The following is a 17,965-nucleotide window of genomic DNA, read 5'->3' as shown; positions in this document are numbered from 1 at the left end:
TTATATTAGTTATTTTGCACCAAATGCTCATTTATCCGCAACATTATAATTATTTAGGAACTTGGAAAGACGAGACATACCCTTTGGGTATATAGCAGACGAAAAAGTTTACCTGTCGGCCTACATGGAATTTTCTGACAGGCAAATTGGCGAAGTAAAAGAAAGTGAAGAGAAAACCATCCAATACTTTTTGGATCGCTTTCAACACCTCGTACAGAAGATTGATGAGCTCGAAAAAGCCATCAACGAAAGCGAAAATAAGGGCTCGTACCTTATGAAGCTCCTTCACATGAAGGAATCCCTTGGCAACTACGACGGACTGGGAGACTACCATCCGCTCTTTGAAAGGCTCACGGTGCTGGAAGAAGATTTGAATGTAGCCATTGCCAAAAACAGGGAAAGAAATAGTGAAATAAAAACAGCTTTACTGGAAGAATTGGATCAGGCACTGGCCGAAAGCGATTGGCGGGAAGCCACTGATAAAGTGCTCGACGTGAAGGATCGCTGGATCAAAACGGGAAATGCCAAAAAGGAAATAAACGCTGAACTGGATTTAAGTTTTCAAACGAAGCTTACTGACTTTTTTGACAGAAAGCAGGTCTATTTTGAAGACAGAAGAAAAGCATTTGATGTTCGCATTCAAAAGTGCGAAGACTATATCAACGAATTGAAATCGTTGAAACCAAAGAAAGCCGAGCCAGGTACCATTGACCGGGTTCGTGAGATTCAAAGGGAGTGGAGAAACGTGGGTGAGCTGCCAGCCAGAGAAAAGCGCCGACTTGACAAGGATTTGCGGTATCACACCAACTATTTCTTCCGCAGACCAGACGCACCATCGGGAAGCTTTCAAAGCAGGGGTGGCTTTCAAGGGCGCAGCGGGCCTCCTGCAAGGACAATGTACGGCGGTGGTGGCAGGCCCCAAGACGGAGCCCGACCAGCCTACAGCGCCCGGCCTAATGTGATGCCATCTCCTGAGGAGCTTGAGAGTAATTTGGTAAGAAAGGTTGCGCTTATTCAAGAGGCGGAAACACTGGCTGACTTAGGCACCCGTGAAAGCGTGGACGAGCTTAGAAAACTGCAGCAGATATGGAAGGGCATTGGTATGGTGCCAAAAGAAAGAGCCAAAGAAGTAACAGAGCACTTCCTGATTCTCTGTGATCGGGGCCAGGAGAGAATTTTTCTCGAAAACCTGGCGGCCAACAAAGACCCTGAATACACCAAGAAGAACAATCGGGAGAAGACACGATTCAAGATGAAGCTTATTCGTGACCTTCTGGTAAGAGACGAGCAGGATTTGCAGACCTATCAGGAAAATCTTGACAGGCTCAATGCCACCAAACAGGCATTCGACAAGATGCTTCACAATAAATACCTCAACCAGAAGCGCAAAGTGATTGTGAAAAGGCAGCTGTTACAAGAGCTGAAAGTGTCGCTGGATCAAATTTGAAGCTTTTTGAAACTTTTATTGGATAATTTTGTATTTATCCATAAAATGAAGCCATCAGCGCTGCGATTGGGCATGCCTATTTTGCCTCTTTCCTGCAATTCAGAGCCGATTTAACTTATTGTGTATGAGAAATTTAATAAAGGCCTTTGATTACAAAAACTGATGACTAATTTTGCGCACTATTTGAAAAACAGAACAAAATTGGAGGTATAGATCATGTATTGGACACTTGAACTGGCTTCGTATCTTGAAGACGCCCCATGGCCCGCCACCAAGGACGAATTAATTGACTACTCCATTAGATCAGGAGCACCACTAGAAGTAGTAGAAAACCTGCAAGAGCTAGAAGATGATGGTCAACCGTACGAAAGCATTGAAGAAATATGGCCGGACTACCCGACCAAAGAAGATTTCTTTTTCAACGAGGACGAGTATTAATACCCGTCGTCAATAGAAATAATGGCTAAAATTATGGCCCGGTAGCTTATATCGGGCTTTTTTTATTTTTCAGCAACGCCTCCGCAATCAGTAAATCGGCCTGATGCGTGATTTTAATATTTTCTTCGTTGCCTTCAATAAGCACTATTGATTCCCCAGCCGACTCCACCACGCTGGCATCGTCGGTAAACAGGGGGCTTTCGGGCTGCGTGTAAGCCATCTTGATCACGCCAATGTCGAATGTCTGGGGGGTTTGAACCAATCTGTATTTGGACCGATCACGTGCTGCCGAGTTGCTACCAGGGCCAGAAACTTCCCGAATCGACTCCTTCAGTGGTAAGGAGGCTATCGCATTGCCTTGTTTCGATGCTACTTCAAAGCCCCGAGCAATAACCTCAGCCGACACAAACGGGCGTACTCCATCGTGAATGGCCACCAGTCCTTTGTCTGGCAAGTGCTCTAACCCATTTCTCACTGACTGAAACCTGGAAGCACCACCCGCCACTATTTGATGTGCCGGCAAAAATCGATGCTCTTCGCAGAGCTCTTTCCAAAGAGCCATGTTGCTTGGAGGCAACACCAGAATGACGGCTATAGAAGGATCGAACGAGAAAAACACTTCGATTGTACGCATGAGTATAGGGCGGCCGTTTACCTCCAAAAACTGCTTGGGCAGCGTACTGCCCATTCTGCTTCCTGAGCCTCCCGCTACTATGATCACGTACTTTTCAGGCATAAAAAAACTCCTGTTTGTTAAACCTTCGAAAGATAACGCCGAAGTTTTGTAAACAGGAGCTTCTTAAAAGAAATCTGCTTCGTTACAGAATCAGCATGGCATCGCCATAGCTGAAGAAACGATATTTTTCTTTGATTGCCACACGGTAGGCCTCCATCACGAGGTCATAGCCTCCGAAAGCGCTCGCCATCATCAACAGGGTTGATTCAGGCATGTGGAAGTTAGAAATCAAAGCGTTGCAAATCTTGAATTCGTAGGGAGGAAAAATGAACTTATCCGTCCAGCCTTCATTAGGCTTCAAGCGGTTGCTGGCAGAAACTGACGACTCCAGCGATCTCATCACCGTAGTGCCTACTGCCACCACCCTTTTTTTCTCGTCGATGGCCTTGTTGACCATATCCACTGTTGGCTGGCGTACGAAGAAGTTCTCCGAATCCATTTTGTGCTTGGTCAGGTCTTCAACGTCGACAGGGCGGAAAGTGCCCAAGCCAATGTGCAGCGTAATAGGGTTGATTTCCACACCCTTGATCTCCAGGCGCTTCATCAGCTGCTTGGTGAAGTGCAAACCTGCTGTAGGTGCTGCTACTGCTCCAACATTCTCTGCGTAAATAGTTTGGAAACGCTCTCTGTCGTCTGGCTCAGCTTTTCTTTTGATGTACTTTGGAAGTGGTGTTTCTCCAAGCGTATCGATCATCTTATAGAAGTCAACGCCTTCGCCATCATAAAGGAACCTGATGGTTCTTCCTCTTGAAGTAGTGTTATCAATAACCTCTGCGACAAGGTCTCCATCACCAAAGTAGAGCTTGTTGCCAACCCTGATCTTACGTGCAGGATCCACAAGCACATCCCATAAGTGCAACTCTTTGTTGAGTTCTCTTAGAAGAAATACTTCAATTTTAGCACCTGTTTTTTCCTTGTTACCGTATAACCTGGCAGGGAAAACCTTTGTGTCGTTAATGATAAAGTTGTCCCCCTCATCGAAGTAGTCAACTATGTCCTTAAAAGTTTTGTGTTCAATTTTTCCTGAATCTCTGTGCAAAACCATTAAACGAGATTCATCTCTGTTTTCAGAGGGATAGAGGGCAACCAGCCCCGCAGGGAGGTCAAATTTAAATTCTGATAATTTCATTTAATATTACGGTATTAAATTGTGAAGGAGGTGGTAGTCCATCAAATAAAGGATGCAAAGATATAGAAAGTTTCAGTACGATGTAATTATTTGTATTGAATGTCAACTAATAAAATAAAAAGCCTTGCTGATCATCCGCTTAACACTCGAAAGCTTCAGGTTTGCCTGGAACGCTCTTAGGTCCAACCTACTGAGAACAGTTCTTTCCTTATTAGGGGTGACCATTGGTATCTTCGCCATCATTGCCGTGTTCACGATTGTGGACAGCCTTGAACGCAGCGTTAAAGACAGCCTTAACTTTCTTGGGTCAGACAATATCAACGTCGAGAAATGGCCGTATGGGTTTGGCGGCGGGCCATATCCCTGGTGGAAGTACATGAATCGGCCACAGCCTACCTATGCTGACTATCAGTTTCTGCTGGAAAATGGCGACAGCTTTGAAGCCATAACTATCTCCGCCCGAAGAGGTGGTGTAACAGCCAAACAAAAAAATAATTCGACCTCCTCCGATCTTATGGGCGTCGCTTTTGACCATAAGGATGTATATGAAATACCTCTCGAGAAAGGCAGGTATTTTACCCGACTGGAAGCCGATGCCGCCCGCAATGTGGCCATTATTGGCGCCCGAATTGCGAAAGATCTTTTTCCCTACGAAGATCCTGTAGGCAAAACAATAGCCATGCGAGGCCTGAAGTACTACGTGATTGGCACTATAAAAGAAGAGGGTGAGGGATTCTTGGGCACTCCCAGCAACGACGACAATATTTACGTTCCTTATAAGACATTTCTTAAGCTCTACTATAGCGGAGCCAGAGATGGAATAGGCTCATCAATTACTGCCAAGGGTAAATCTTCAGACATCGGATTGGTTGAGCTCGAATATGAGCTACGAGGACTCATGCGCCAAAGGCGGGGGCTCAAGCCGAAGCAGGAAGATGACTTTGCACTCAATCGCCCCGAAGCACTGGTGAACTTTATCAGCTCGACTTTTGACGTACTGAGTGTTGCAGGTTGGGTCATTGGAAGCTTCTCCATTCTCGTAGGTGGTTTTGGTATTGCCAATATCATGTTTGTGTCCGTAAAAGAGCGAACCAATATTATTGGTATTCAAAAATCACTCGGTGCCAAAAACTACTTTATCCTGTTTCAATTCTTGTTCGAAGCGATTTTCCTCAGCGTGATTGGAGGCGGAACTGGTATCTTCCTGGTATATCTGATATCCTTTGTGAGCCTGGGCACGCTCGACCTGCAGCTTACGGTAGGCAATATTATTCTTGGCCTGGGCGTATCAGCTGTTATAGGCATGGCCTCGGGCATCATACCTGCTGCAACCGCCTCGAGGCTGGATCCTGTTATCGCTATTCGAACGCAGTAAAAGCACATACCTCACCTAACAATTTGTTCACAAGCTCCTTGCTGATGTGACCAGTATGTTGTTTTCTTATTTTTTTCCATATAGCTGGCAACTGTTTGGTGCCAAAACGTGTTGAATATGCTTTGCTCACCAAAGCCTGATCTAACTTTATCATGTCGAAGGAAAAAATCATCCTTTTTACCCTTGCCGGAATAAATTTCACTCATATTATGGACTTCATGATCATTATGCCCCTTGGGGATTTGCTCATGAAAGTATTTGAAATTACTCCCCAGCAATTCAGCCTCATTGTCTCCAGCTATACATTTACAGCAGGTATATTCGGATTTGTGGCGGCCTTTGTCATCGATAGATTTGACCGAAGAAAGGCGCTCCTATTTCTTAATGTGGGGTTTGTGGTCGGCACCATTGCCTGTGCACTTGCTCCAACTTACGTCGTTCTTCTTTTTGCAAGAAGCCTAACTGGCGCCTTTGGAGGTGTATTGGGTGCATTGATCTTGTCGGTGGTGGCCGATGTGGTGCCGGATGAGCGCAGAGGGCAAGGGATGGGAATTGTGATGGCTGCCTTTTCGGTGGCATCGGTGGCAGGAGTGCCTTTTGGTTATTTCCTCGCAGAGAAGTTTAGTTGGCACGCTCCATTCTTGCTTTTGGCTGGCATGGGCACTTTGATTACCCTGGCGATATTCAAATTTATCCCTTCACTCACGGGACATATGGTAAAAAAATCGGATCGACCCAGCCCCGCCAAGGTACTGACAAATGCCATTTCGCTACCCAATCAGAAGCTGGCACTGCTTTTTATGCTAACGTTAATTCTGGGGCAGTTCTCGATTATCCCATTTATTGCTCCTTACATGATTCGAAATGTGGGCTTTGAGGGTGATCAAATTACTTATATCTACCTGGTAGGCGGCGGACTGACCATTTTCACCTCTCCCTTGATTGGGAGGCTTGCTGATAAATTCGGGAAGAAGACTGTCTTCATTGTGTGCGCCAGTGCTGCTATTATTCCCGTCTTTCTGATCACACATATGCCGCCTGTGCCAGTGGCGGCGGCTTTGGTGGTAACCGGACTTTTCTTTGTTCTTGGTGGAGGCAGAATGATCCCAGCCATGGCAATGATTACCTCTTCGGTGAAACCACAGAACAGAGGGAGTTTCATGAGCATTAGCTCATCGGTACAGCAGCTGGCGGCTGGCTTGGCCTCACTGATTGCCGGAGTGATTGTGATTGACAACGGGGGAAGCCTGGCCAGGTACAACTGGGTGGGTTATTTTGCCATTGCCGTTACTGTGGTTTGTATTTTCCTTGGTTCAAGAATTAAGTCTGTTGAGCAATTGGCGGCTGACGACGCTGTTATAGCAAAAGAAAAGGAAGCGCTTGCTGAAGCCTGACAAGAAAATACATGGCTCTGAAATGAAAAGCCTTCCGTTTTTAAGTGAAACGGAAGGCTTTTTTAGTCAAGGCCCCGAAGCGTTACTTGAATTTAGGATGCTTCATGCCAGGAAAGTTCTTGTCGAAGAATTCGCCATAGTCTTTAATGATTTGGGGCATTTCTTTACGCAGCCACAAAATGCCTATCAGGTTGGGGATGGTCATCAGCGCAATGGTAATGCCTGACAATGTCCAGATGATAGTGGTGTCGGTAAAAGAAGCAAAGAAAAAGGCGATGGTATAAATGATGTGATATGGCATTACTGACTTAGGCCCGAGCAGGAAGGTCATGGCTCTGTCGCCATAATACGACCAGGAAATAGCCGTGCTAAAAGCAAAAAGCAGAAGCCCAATAGCGACAATATACTGTCCCGCATCTCCAAAGAAACTCCTGGTAAAGGCGATGGTAGTAAGTGGGGCGCTATGTACCAGCGATTTTCCTTCGACCAAAAGGTCGCCTGAAGGATCAACAAGATTACCGTTTTGCACTTTGACAGATCCGGTGAAAGGGCTGCCAGCTTTTGAAATCTTTACATCTTCGGCTATGGAGCGTGAGTGAATGATTGACAGGTTGTTGGTCACCGAGCCATCCTGCACATTCAGGTCACCGTTGTATAAGGCAACAGCGCCTTTGTTAGTAAGGTGTCCGAAGAGCTTTTCCTGATCCTGCGGATTATTTTCGTCGTAAACGCCGTTAAGCACAAACATGTCCGTTTGTTGAAAAACATTTTGGTGCTTTTCATTCCAAACGCCACTTGAGAGTAGCACAAGGCCAGTAACGGTACAGATGATTATTGTATCAATAAAAGGTTCCAGAATGGCCACCATACCTTCCGAAAGAGGCTCGTTGGCTTTAGCGGAAGCGTGAGCAATAGGTGCAGAACCCTGACCTGCTTCGTTGGAGAATAAGCCCCTGTTCACACCTCTATTAAATGCATAAGCCAACGTAGCACCTAAAAAGCCGCCTGTGGCAGCCGAGCCAGTAAACACATCAGCGAAAATCGATACAAATGAAGGGATGATATTGCCGGCGTTGTAGAAAATAACAGCAAATGCTCCAATGAAGTAAATGATTGCCATGGCTGGTACCAGCTTAGAAGTAACCGCCGCAATTCTTTTGATGCCTCCAATGATCACCATGCCAAGGAAAATAGAAAGCACAAGGCCGGTGATCCAATGCTCAATGCCAAAAGTGGCAAATACCGAATTGGAAATACTGTTAATTTGAGGTAAGCTGCCTGTACCAAATGAGGAAAGAACGGTGGCTATTGCGAAAAGGGTTGCCACCCAGCCCAGGCTTACTTTTTTGCCAAACAGCATGAAATTGGCATTCTTCATATAATACATGGGGCCGCCTGCTTGTGAGCCATCTGCAACAGTTTCCCGGTATTTGTGAGAAAGTGTTACCTCCACAAATTTGGTGGTCATGCCCAGGGCAGCAGTCATCAACATCCAAAAAAGGGCAGCAGGACCTCCAAGGTGGATAGCCAGGGCCACGCCTGCAATGTTTCCGGTGCCTACAGTGCCCGAAAGTGCCGTTGAAAGCGCCTGAAAATGGGAAGTATCGCCGGGCAGGTCAGATTTGTCGTATTTACCTGACACCACCCGCAGTGCGTGGCGGAAGAAGCGTATCTGAGGAAACTTGAGGTAAATGGTGAAGAACAGGCCGGTTCCAAGCAGGAAGTAAACAAACCAATCGGCACTGCCGATAAAGCTGTCGATAAGAACCAGAAAATCGTTGATTTGCTGCATCATACGGGATAGGTTAATAGTAGAATCGTTGGGAATGAGTTTTGTACAATCGACAAAAATAAGAATAATAGCTTCTGGTGAAAGGAGCATTATATAAAAAGCCTGTTTGACCGTACTTCAAGAAGCTAAAGACCGTTAATTTGCTCTGTGACAGAAATAGTAATGAAAATAGACGATTGGCTAACCCTTCTTGAAGAGGAGCAGCTGGAAGCCGCCAATTTCGACTTACCAGTTGGTAGCATCCCATCGTTTCGAACCTACCCGTTATTTCAAATCAAACGCACTGACCCCAATGTCTTTTTTCCGGCTTTGATCGCAAGTAAACTGCTGGAATGGAAGCGCCTGATGAACTCTTCCCAAACCGAACGGGCTGACAAGATTGTCGCCGGAATTGTCGGCACCTTTCCTCTCTACAAAAGCCGCCGGGGCCGCATGCACTACAACTTCTGGCCAACCGATCCTGACTTGCCTTTCCCCAATGGCAGGTTTCTGCATCGATTCGACTTCTTCCGCCTGCCTGATGATATTGACGATACGGCCCTGGTTTATAAAGCCCTGTCAGCCGACCAAAACACACTATTAACTCTGCGGGAAGACATTGAAAAACATTTCATCAAATACTACCCACAACAGCCCAAGGTATATGCTGCATGGCTGGGAGATAAAATGCCCTGGGTAGCGGACACCTGTGCCATAGTCAATTTACTAAGCCTGTTTCGGGGGCTGCAGCCCACCGAGTTCACCAGACAGTCGGACGAACACATAAAAAAAATAATAGAGGAGGCTCTGTATGTGACGGCGCCGTATAAGGTAGCTCCTTACTATCCCGACACGGCCGTTATTGCCTATCACCTTGCCAGGTGGGTGTCAAAGAATGACGACACTTACCTTCTCAGCACGCTGCAAAAGTCTCTGGAAGAGCTCCTCAAGGCAGAAAAAAATGAATTCCGGGCAATGCAGTATTGCATCAGTTTGATGAGACTTGGCGCCTCGCCAACAAAATCCATCGCTGATGACAGACTAGATGCTGACTTGCAAAATTCCCCGTGGTTTTATGGAACAATGTTGTCAGCCGTAAGACCCGGATGGCTCCAGAGCATTGGCCAGCTAAAGCTCTTTCACATCGCCCATTCATGTCCGGCGTGGAATCACACACTATGGTTAGAATACACATTACTAAAAAAAATGACAGAAAAATGAAACATTGTATCGTAATATTACGATTAACAGACTTACCGGGCAGTCCGGCATATTTTTTATCACTAATCATCGTAATAATACGATTAATCATGAGAACACAAGAACTACTATCGTTGCTCAGGGCAGAAAAAGGAAGGCAGCTTGAATTTGAGTACGCACCAGGAAAATTCGTTCCAGCCACTTTTCACATCACGGAGGTAAAGAACCAAAAGATTACGTCGGTAGATTGCGGAGGCAGAAAACTGGCATTCAATCAGACGGTTATTCAACTCTACGTAAATGACCTGGAGACCTTGAGGAAGCCCTGGACAACCGACAAGGCACTTTCCATATTAGATTTGGTTGACACCAAAGATACAATGGACAAGGAAGCGGAAGTGTTTTTTGAATGGGGCCACGGAGCACTTAGAACGTCGGTTTACAGCGTGGAACAAATAGAAAATGATGAGGACACGCTGCGCATCAAGTTATATGCTCAGCCTACGGTTTGCAAACCAAGTCTCGAACTTGCTTTGTCAGCGGCATCGTGCTGTAATTGATTTTTGCTAGCTTGGTTGAAATGTGCCGCCAGCGCCAACTGAAGATTGTGCCTGGCACTAAAAATTGCTTCGAATGAAAACTGAGATAGCTGAAATGGTGCCCTCCGACTGGCCAGAAGTGGAGCGCATCTACCTGGAGGGCATTGAGACAGGGCTGGCGACATTTGAAACCCAAAGCCCTGGCTGGGAAAATTGGGATGCCGGGCATATTCAGGAGTGCCGGTTGGTTGCCAAAGTAAATCAGCATGTAGTCGGTTGGGCGGCACTAAGTCCAGTCTCGAAACGACAGGTTTACAAAGGCGTGGCTGAGGTGAGCATCTACGTCAAGAATGATTTTAGGGGAAAAGGTCTGGGGAAGTTGCTCTTTCAGGAATTGATCATTGCGGCGGAGTCGGAGGGCTTCTGGACTTTGCAGTCTTCGGTCTTCAGGGATAACGTGGCGACAATAGCGCTTCACAAAAGCATGGGCTTCAGGGAAATTGGCTATAGGGAAAAGGTTGCCCAGCTACATGGGATATGGAGAGACACTGTGCTGTTAGAAAGAAGGAGTAAGACGGTGGAATAATGCAGTTGTTTTAAAGGTGGTACCACCAGCTGACGCTGTGGGCACCACCGCTAATACCCGTACTTCTCTTTCCACAAAGTCCTCAGCTGCTTTCTCATTTCTTCCTCACGAGCGTTCTTTCCGGGGTCGTATAGTTTCGTGCCTTTGATTTCTTCGGGTAAAAACTCCATCTCGGCAAAGTTGCCTTTGTGGCTATGGGCATACTGGTAGTCCTTACCATAATTGAGGTCTTTCATCAGTTTCGTAGGCGCATTGCGAATAGCCAAAGGAACAGAAAGGTCTCCTGTTTGATTCACAAGGGAAATGGCGCTGTTGATGGCCTCGTAGCTGGCGTTGCTTTTTGCGGAACAGGCCAGATAGGTGGCGCATTGAGAAAGGATGATGCGTGATTCCGGGTACCCTATCATGGTGACCGCCTGAAAAGTGGAAGTAGCCAGTAGCAAAGCGTTTGGATTGGCATTGCCTATATCTTCCGAGGCCAGAATGAGCAAGCGCCGGGCAATGAACTTCACATCCTCACCTCCTTCAATCATCCGAGCTAAATAATAAACCGCCGCATTTGGATCGCTGCCCCTGATGGACTTGATGAATGCAGAAATAATATCGTAGTGCTGCTCGCCCGACTTGTCGTAAATGCTGATCCGCTGCTGGGCGGTGCTGGTCACCATCTCGTCGGTAATCTCCAATGGGTCGTCTGGATACTGGTCAGTGACCAGTTCAAACAAATTCAAAAGTTTCCTGGCATCGCCGCCTGATAGTCGGAACAAAGCTGCCTTCTCCTTCAACTTGATCTTCCTGTCCTTCAATTTTTCGTCCGCCTTCATGGCGTTCGCCAGCAGGTTCTCAAGGTCTTTTACTTCAAGTGCCTTCAAGGTATACACCTGGCAGCGACTGAGCAGGGCCGAGTTGATTTCAAAGCTGGGATTTTCGGTTGTGGCACCAATGAGTGTGATTTTACCTTTCTCCACAGCCCCCAATAGCGCATCCTGCTGCGATTTATTGAACCGATGAATCTCGTCAATGAACAACACTGTGCGAATGCCAGGCCTGGCCTTCTGAATGACCTCCCTCACATCTTTTACGCCGGCACTGACAGCGCTAAGCGTTTCAAAAGGTACCTTCAGAGTATTGGCAATGATATTGGCCATGGTGGTTTTGCCAACACCAGGAGGTCCCCAAAAGATCATCGAGGGAATTTGCCCGGAAAGGATCACTTTTCTCAAAATACCTTTCTCTCCCACCAGGTGCTCCTGCCCGATCAGCTGATCGAGGGTGGTGGGGCGCATACGTTCGGCGAGGGGAAAAGTGTTTTGGAACATGTTGGTGTTTTGGCGTTTTACCGGGAAAACAAAGTAAGCAAATTTGATCTAAACAGTCGTGTAGCACAAGCATGAATCCGGTAAAAAACAAAGCCTCTGCATCCAGGAGAAATAGTTTCTCGCCATGGAGCAGAGGCGCAACGAAAATCTGAAACTTAGTTTAGTTCAGCAACATCGCCGACTTCACCAGATTGATGAATTCTATGCGGTAACCGTTTTTATCCTGGCCTTTGGCTTCAGTAGCCAGCGACACTATCTGGTCGTAGGTAATGTCACCTTTGAACTCAGAGTTTCTTAGCATCATGCCAAAGCCTGCCACCGCAGCTGACCACCTGTAATTCTCCGACGTTTTGGCTGTTGGCTTGTCCATGATGGTGCTCACCAAAAGCTTGCTGGTGTCGCCATCAGGTTGCTTGTAGCGGAGCTTCACTGTCATCAACTCATTTGTTTTAGCAGCGTCAGGTACGACGGTATTCTGCTGATACTTCAAAGGATCAACCGGCAAAAAGCTACTGTTGACTCCCACAGGTATGATTTCGTAAAGAGCGGTTACTGTATGGCCTGAGCCTAATTCCCCGGCATCCTTCTTGTCGTCATTGAAGTCTTCTTTGTTCAAAAGCCTGTTCTCATAACCAATCAGGCGGTAGGCCTGCACTTTAGCGGGGTTGAACTCCACCTGTATTTTCACGTCTTTGGCTATGGTGAACAGGGTGCCTCCAAATTCATTAACAAGCACTTTTTTGGCTTCCAGAATATTATCAATGTAGGCGTAGTTACCATTTCCCTTGTCGGCAAGGATTTCCATTTTGGAATCTTTGTAATTACCCATGCCGAAGCCAAGAACGGTTAGGAAGATGCCATCATTTCTTTTTTGCTCAATCAGTCTTTCCATGCTTGCATCGCTTGACTCGCCCACATTGAAGTCGCCATCCGTGGCCAGGATCACCCGGTTGTTTCCACCTTCTACAAGATTTTCGAGCGCCGTTTTGTAAGCCAGGTGTATTCCAGCACCACCTGCTGTCGACCCACCTGCCTGTAGTTTATCGAATGCCTCCATGATGGTTTGCTTGTCGCTGCCGCTTGTTGGAGGGAGCACAAGACCAGCCGCACCAGCATACACCACGATAGCTACCTTGTCAACCGGACGTAATTGCTCCGTCAACAGTTTGAAAGACGACTTCAGCAAGGGCAGCTTGTTGGGATCGCTCATTGAACCTGACACATCAATCAGAAATACCAGGTTGCTTGGAGGTAGATTGTCGGTTGGGATCACTTTGCCTTGCAAGCCGATGTGCACCAGATAGTGTTTTGGATTCCATGGAGCATAAGACAATTCGGTGTTGATGGAAAAAGGATCACTGCCTTCAGGCTGTGGGTAATCATAATCAAAGTAGTTGATCATTTCTTCGATGCGGACGGCGTCTACCGGGGGCTTTTGGCCCTGGCTCAGGAATCTTCGCATGTTGGAGTAAGAAGCTGCGTCGACATCGATAGAAAAAGTAGAAAGCGGTTCGTTCAGCGGTTGATGGAAAACGTTCTCGTGGATGGTAGCATAGCCTTCGGTGTTGTGAACCACAGGTGCAGGCTCCATATGATAGGCTGTACTGTAAGCCGCTCCCATCGCCATCGACTTCTTCATGCTTCTTTCCATGGGTTGACTAACCGCCATATCAAAGACAATCTCTTCTTCGTCAGCCACTTCCTTTAGTTCCGGTTTCGGTGCAATGGTCGGCTTCCAGCTGGGATCAGCTTTCATCCTCACCTCCAGCAACTTTCTTCCGACCACGGCTACCTCCTTATTAAAAAACCTGGTTTGGTAAAAATGAGTACATTGTTCTCAGTGGGCACAAAAATTTCGAATTCACCTTTCAGATTAGTGACTGTGGTCTTGCCGGTTGTTTTGACGGCAACATTCACGTCCGTTAGCACCTTGCCATCTTTTTCATTCAGCACCGTGCCATTAACCTTTATGGACGCCGGGCTGTAGGCAGTAAATGAAGATAGCACCAGGGCTATCAGTACGAGGGGTTTTGCTACATTTTTCATTGTCATCATTGTTTGATTTTGATAACAGGATGCAAGACCAGTTCAAATTCCATAAATTGGGCACAACTATTTTCTATTTTTCCGTTCTGTTAACAATTGACTGACCGTTTACAAAAGCAACATCTGTTTGGAATTACTTGATAGATTTTCTGATGAGGCCCTGTGGCAGGGGTTCGTGACTGAAAAGGACAGGCAGGTGCTGGCAGTACTGTACGACCGCTACCTCGCTCTTGTTTATGGAGTTTGCCTCAAATACATGGGCGACAAAGAGGAGGCCAAAGATGCTGCCATGGAGGTTTTTGAGAAACTCTACGAAAGCAGCCCTTCCCAAAAAGTAGAAAAATTCCGAAGCTGGTTATTTGTCGTAACCAAAAATCACTGTCTGATGAAGCTTCGCTCCAAAAAAGGTGTACAGGAAAAAAATGTGCAACTATTTATGGAATCGACCGAAGTTGTGCATCCTTTAGACGAAGAAGAAACTGATCTCACACCGCAACTACAACAATGCCTTGAGCAACTGAAGACGGAACAGAAAGGATGTGTGGAGATGTTCTATTTCAACAAAAAGACCTATGAAGAGATCGCATTGAAGAAAAGCATAGATGTGAAACAAGTGAAAAGCCATATTCAAAACGGAAAAAGGAACCTGAAGCTCTGTATTGAGAGTAAAAGATGAGCAAGCCCAAAAACGATATCGATCCATCAAAAAGCCAGGAAGAAAAAGACCTTCTGCGCTACCTCAATGAAGAGATGAGTAGCAAGGAAAAGTATGCATTCGAAAGAAAGGCAGAAAATGACCCTTTCCTCTATGAGGCGATGGAAGGCCTGCAGGATATGGACGTGAAGCTTCTGGCCAAAGATTTGGCTGATATGAAAAAGAAACTGACCAGGTCTGAAAGTGCACCTTTTTACAGCTTCTCTAACGTTTGGAAAATAGCGGCCGTGGCTACGCTGCTACTGGTGGCAGGCTTCTCGGCCTGGAGACTGACAATGTCGCCTCGGTCGGAGGAAAATGCATCCACCGAGACATTAGCTGCGGATTCATCGGTGGCCATCAACGACCCTGCGCCAATTGAGAGGGATGAAACCGAAGAACAGGCCGATTCGGCAAAGTCAACAACCGACAATACCTCTTCTCAACAAAATCTGGTCGCTGAAAGTCAGCTGGTTGAATCACCAAAGCCTGTAGCTGGAGAGGAGAACGCAAGTCCCCAGGTTTCTGGCCCTCCGGTGGCCGTGGCCGATGAGGCTGAGCTAAGTGATGAAATAGCGGTTGCTGAAGAAACACCTGACCTTACACTAGCAGACGACATAGAAATTGCTCAAGCAGAAGAAAGCAACCAGGGTGCTGGTTTGGCATTGCAGGAGACGGAAAGAAAAGAAATTGCTACAGAGCCGGTACCTCAAGAAGTGACCGCCCCACAATTATCTGAGCTGAATGCCATTACAGCGGCTGATGCGAGTAGTGATGCAGCAAAGGCAAAAAAGGAAGCCGATCAAGCCAGTCAGCCGGTTGCCAGATCAGCAAGAATTGCCACCACCACGCAACTGGCGACACCTGTGGCAGGACTTGAGGCTTTTAGAAGGTATGTGACTGACAACCAGCAAAAAACAGCCGACATGGTAAGTGGTGAGGTGGGATTAAGTTTTACCCTGAATGCTCAGGGCACTCCGCAGAATATTAAGGTAACAAAGCCGCTTTGCCAGGCCTGCGATCAGGAAGCAATTCGGCTGTTGCAAAATGGCGGGGCATGGAAATACAACGACGGTGTGACCGGTTCACCATTGACTACCACAACTATTCAAATCAGCAACTAGGCTGAATTGGCATCAGGGCGTTATAGTGCCTACCTTCGTGCCTTAATATCAAGACATGAAAGCAAACCCCTGGTGGGTTCATCCTGCACTTTTAATCACTGGCTTACTCTACGGCGCCAACTACAGCGTTGCCAAATCGGTGATGCCGGAGCCGGTATCTCCGTTTGCGTTCATTCTAGTGCGGGTGTTTGTAGCAACAGTACTCTTCTGGCTTATTCAGCCATTATTTACAAACGAAAAAATAGAGAGCCGCAAAGATTTTATCCGGCTGGCTGTCTGCGGCTTTTTTGGCGCAGCTATTAACATGCTTATGTTCTTCAAAGGCCTCAGCATGACTTCTCCTGTCAACGGCGCTTTGATCATGACCCTTACTCCAGTGGCAGTAGTCACAATGTCTTACTTTTTGCTAAAAGAGCGGATCACCACAAGAAAAGCGATTGGGCTTTCTTTTGGTTTGGCCGGTGCGGTTTCTCTTGTAGGCCTTCATGAATTCTCCTTCAGCAACAGCTTTCTTTTGGGAGACCTTCTGGTGATCGGCAACGCCGTTTCTTATGCTATTTACCTTGTTTTGGTCAAGCGACTGATGGCCCACTACCACCCTTTGACGGTGGTCAAATGGACATTTCTTTTTGGATTGCTTTTCGTTACTCCGTTTTCAATTCACGAGGCTGTTAACATCCCATTTGGGGACTTGTCCAGCGCACAATGGATTAGCATCGCCTATGTGCTCATTGGAACGACCGTTATTGCCTACATTGCCAATGTATCGGCCTTGAAATACGTGAACTCGTCAGTGGTTGGCTATTACATCTTTCTTCAACCTCTTTTCGCCACGCTTATTGAAGTGGTATCGGGGCGGGAGCTACCAACCGTTGGCAAGCTCATTTCCGCAGCTCTTATTTTTCTTGGGGTATACCTGGTGAGCGTTAAAAGGGGTAACTAAAACGCACTTTTCAGCTTCCCCACAGCCTGGCCAAAATAGTCGATCATGTCATCCTTGATGTCCAAGTGGGTCACCAGCCTTACCTCATGCTTTCCAAATGGCACAGCCAAAATGCCAGCCTCTTTCAGTTTGGCTACCATGTCTGTTGCAAGCACCTTTTTGTCCAGTTCAAAGATGACAATATTGGTATCGACAGGTAAAAGCCCGGTAACATATGGAAGTGTTACTACCAGGTCTCCCAGCGCTTTGGCTTTCTGGTGATCAATCTTCAGTCTTTCTACATGGTTGTCGAGCGCATAGATGCAGGCAGCTGCCAAAAATCCCGCCTGACGCATGCCACCGCCAAAAACCTTGCGCACCCGTTTTGCCTTCTTGATGTGCTCATGGCTACCCACCAAAGCAGAGCCAACAGGAGCACCAAGTCCTTTAGAAAAGCAGACGGATACGGTATCGAACAGCTCGCCAACGTCCTCTGGCCGATCGCTCGTTTCCACTAATGCATTGAAAATACGAGCACCGTCAAGATGCATTTTCAAGCCTTTCGAGCGGGCGGCGTCACTCACAGCTTTGGTCTGGGCCAGCGTGTAATAAGCACCTCCCCCTTTGTTCATTGTGTTTTCCAGCGACACCAGCCGGGAGAGTGGCAGGTGGATATCATCCGGGTTATTGATGTTTTCCAATATGTGCTCCGGCGAAAGGCGCCCCCGGTCTCCATCCACAAGCCTGGCAGATATATGAGAGTTACTGGCAATACCTCCACCCTCATAGAGGTAAATATGAGAGCGTTTGTCGCAGATGACTTCGTCCTGTGGTTGCGTGTGGATGCGGAGGGCAATCTGGTTGGTCATGGTGCCAGAAGGGCAGTAGATGGCTGCCTCCTTTCCGAACAAGCCGGCTATTTTTGCTTCCAGTTTTTTTACGGTGGGGTCTTCATCGAAAACATCGTCGCCGACTTCCGCTGCCATCATGACTTCGAGCATGCCTGGCGTGGGCTTTGTTACGGTATCACTTCTGAAATCTACTGTCATCATGCAGGCAAGATATTAAAATGTGTTTGTATCAGGCAAAAAAGTGGCTCGTGAAGACACTAGGCCACAGCGAAAGTTGTATCACGAAAAAACGAATGGCAAAGGCCGGTAGGTTCTCTCCACCAACTTGCTTGTAAAAAAACAAAAGGTCCAAGCGGGACGCATTGAACCAGTTTTGTTTTTTTATTCACTGCGA

The 17,965-nt window shown here is 46.9% G+C and carries 17 protein-coding genes; 10 read left to right on the top strand and 7 right to left on the bottom strand.

Features of this window, described 5'->3' with window-relative positions; all coding sequences use genetic code 11:
• Window positions 1-61: 61 nt before the first annotated feature.
• Window positions 62-1,447 carry a DUF349 domain-containing protein gene (locus ACMVP2_RS14160; protein ID WP_339784965.1) on the top strand — a complete coding sequence of 462 codons (1,386 nt, stop codon included), beginning with the start codon at window positions 62-64 and terminating at the stop codon, window positions 1,445-1,447.
• Between the two features lie 216 nt (window positions 1,448-1,663).
• Window positions 1,664-1,885 (top strand): DUF2795 domain-containing protein, encoded by a 222-nt coding sequence (locus ACMVP2_RS14155; RefSeq protein WP_039751840.1) that lies wholly within the window; start codon window positions 1,664-1,666, stop codon window positions 1,883-1,885.
• Between the two features lie 46 nt (window positions 1,886-1,931).
• Here ACMVP2_RS14155 and ACMVP2_RS14150 read toward each other — a convergent pair whose 3' ends face one another.
• Both ACMVP2_RS14150 and queA read right to left on the bottom strand, forming a co-directional pair.
• Entirely contained in the window at window positions 1,932-2,621 is a 690-nt protein-coding gene (locus tag ACMVP2_RS14150; RefSeq protein ID WP_416868115.1) for a 2-C-methyl-D-erythritol 4-phosphate cytidylyltransferase, read from the bottom strand.
• 82 nt (window positions 2,622-2,703) lie between these two features.
• Window positions 2,704-3,750, bottom strand: coding sequence for a tRNA preQ1(34) S-adenosylmethionine ribosyltransferase-isomerase QueA (gene queA, locus ACMVP2_RS14145; protein ID WP_151996350.1), 1,047 nt, complete (start codon window positions 3,748-3,750; stop codon window positions 2,704-2,706).
• A gap of 124 nt (window positions 3,751-3,874) precedes the next feature.
• On the opposite strand from queA, the gene ACMVP2_RS14140 reads away from it, so the two are divergent.
• Both ACMVP2_RS14140 and ACMVP2_RS14135 read left to right on the top strand, forming a co-directional pair.
• The gene (locus ACMVP2_RS14140; protein WP_317489531.1) at window positions 3,875-5,125 is read left to right on the top strand and encodes an ABC transporter permease; all 1,251 of its coding nucleotides are present in this window, start codon (window positions 3,875-3,877) and stop codon (window positions 5,123-5,125) included.
• A 152-nt stretch (window positions 5,126-5,277) separates the two neighbouring features.
• The gene (locus ACMVP2_RS14135; RefSeq protein WP_416868114.1) at window positions 5,278-6,519 is read left to right on the top strand and encodes an MFS transporter; all 1,242 of its coding nucleotides are present in this window, start codon (window positions 5,278-5,280) and stop codon (window positions 6,517-6,519) included.
• 82 nt (window positions 6,520-6,601) lie between these two features.
• On the opposite strand, the gene ACMVP2_RS14130 is transcribed toward ACMVP2_RS14135, so the two are convergent.
• Window positions 6,602-8,314 carry an alanine/glycine:cation symporter family protein gene (locus tag ACMVP2_RS14130; protein ID WP_416868113.1) on the bottom strand — a complete coding sequence of 571 codons (1,713 nt, stop codon included), beginning with the start codon at window positions 8,312-8,314 and terminating at the stop codon, window positions 6,602-6,604.
• 159 nt (window positions 8,315-8,473) lie between these two features.
• Between ACMVP2_RS14130 and ACMVP2_RS14125 the strand changes: the two genes are divergently transcribed.
• From ACMVP2_RS14125 to ACMVP2_RS14115, 3 genes are all read left to right on the top strand, one after another.
• Window positions 8,474-9,511 (top strand): hypothetical protein, encoded by a 1,038-nt coding sequence (locus ACMVP2_RS14125; protein ID WP_416868112.1) that lies wholly within the window; start codon window positions 8,474-8,476, stop codon window positions 9,509-9,511.
• Between the two features lie 89 nt (window positions 9,512-9,600).
• A complete protein-coding gene (locus ACMVP2_RS14120) occupies window positions 9,601-10,050 on the top strand; it encodes a DUF6428 family protein (RefSeq protein ID WP_416868111.1) in 450 nt (149 codons plus the stop codon).
• Window positions 10,051-10,123: 73 nt separating this feature from the next.
• Window positions 10,124-10,615, top strand: coding sequence for a GNAT family N-acetyltransferase (locus ACMVP2_RS14115; RefSeq protein ID WP_416868110.1), 492 nt, complete (start codon window positions 10,124-10,126; stop codon window positions 10,613-10,615).
• Window positions 10,616-10,665: 50 nt separating this feature from the next.
• Here ACMVP2_RS14115 and ACMVP2_RS14110 read toward each other — a convergent pair whose 3' ends face one another.
• The 3 genes from ACMVP2_RS14110 to ACMVP2_RS14100 all read right to left on the bottom strand — a co-directional run bounded on the left by ACMVP2_RS14110 (window position 10,666) and on the right by ACMVP2_RS14100 (window position 13,980).
• On the bottom strand, window positions 10,666-11,934 hold the full coding sequence (locus tag ACMVP2_RS14110; RefSeq protein ID WP_416868109.1) for a replication-associated recombination protein A: 1,269 nt from the start codon (window positions 11,932-11,934) through the stop codon (window positions 10,666-10,668).
• Window positions 11,935-12,094: 160 nt separating this feature from the next.
• Window positions 12,095-13,720 carry a vWA domain-containing protein gene (locus ACMVP2_RS14105; RefSeq protein ID WP_416868108.1) on the bottom strand — a complete coding sequence of 542 codons (1,626 nt, stop codon included), beginning with the start codon at window positions 13,718-13,720 and terminating at the stop codon, window positions 12,095-12,097.
• A gap of 2 nt (window positions 13,721-13,722) precedes the next feature.
• Window positions 13,723-13,980: a carboxypeptidase-like regulatory domain-containing protein gene (locus ACMVP2_RS14100; protein ID WP_416868107.1), complete on the bottom strand. Its 258-nt coding sequence runs from the start codon at window positions 13,978-13,980 to the stop codon at window positions 13,723-13,725.
• A 127-nt stretch (window positions 13,981-14,107) separates the two neighbouring features.
• Here ACMVP2_RS14100 and ACMVP2_RS14095 point away from each other — a divergent pair, with 127 nt between their 5' ends.
• From ACMVP2_RS14095 to ACMVP2_RS14085, 3 genes are read left to right on the top strand one after another with little or no spacing between them, the layout of a single operon-like run.
• Window positions 14,108-14,656: a sigma-70 family RNA polymerase sigma factor gene (locus ACMVP2_RS14095; protein WP_339784938.1), complete on the top strand. Its 549-nt coding sequence runs from the start codon at window positions 14,108-14,110 to the stop codon at window positions 14,654-14,656.
• Entirely contained in the window at window positions 14,653-15,798 is a 1,146-nt protein-coding gene (locus ACMVP2_RS14090; RefSeq protein WP_416868106.1) for a hypothetical protein, read from the top strand. Before ACMVP2_RS14095 ends, ACMVP2_RS14090 begins: the two co-directional genes overlap by 4 nt.
• 55 nt (window positions 15,799-15,853) lie before the next feature.
• Entirely contained in the window at window positions 15,854-16,741 is an 888-nt protein-coding gene (locus ACMVP2_RS14085; protein ID WP_339784934.1) for a DMT family transporter, read from the top strand.
• Here the strand turns inward: ACMVP2_RS14085 and ACMVP2_RS14080 are convergent.
• Window positions 16,738-17,769, bottom strand: a complete 1,032-nt coding sequence (locus ACMVP2_RS14080) for a threonine aldolase family protein (RefSeq protein ID WP_416868203.1) — start codon at window positions 17,767-17,769, stop codon at window positions 16,738-16,740. The genes ACMVP2_RS14085 and ACMVP2_RS14080 overlap by 4 nt on opposite strands.
• Window positions 17,770-17,965: the final 196 nt, after the last annotated feature.

Source organism: Imperialibacter sp. (genome assembly GCF_048007035.1).
Classification (GTDB): Bacteria; Bacteroidota; Bacteroidia; order Cytophagales; family Cyclobacteriaceae; genus Imperialibacter.
The sequence above is the reverse complement of the archived record's forward strand: the minus strand, read 5'-3'. Positions and strand labels throughout refer to the sequence as shown.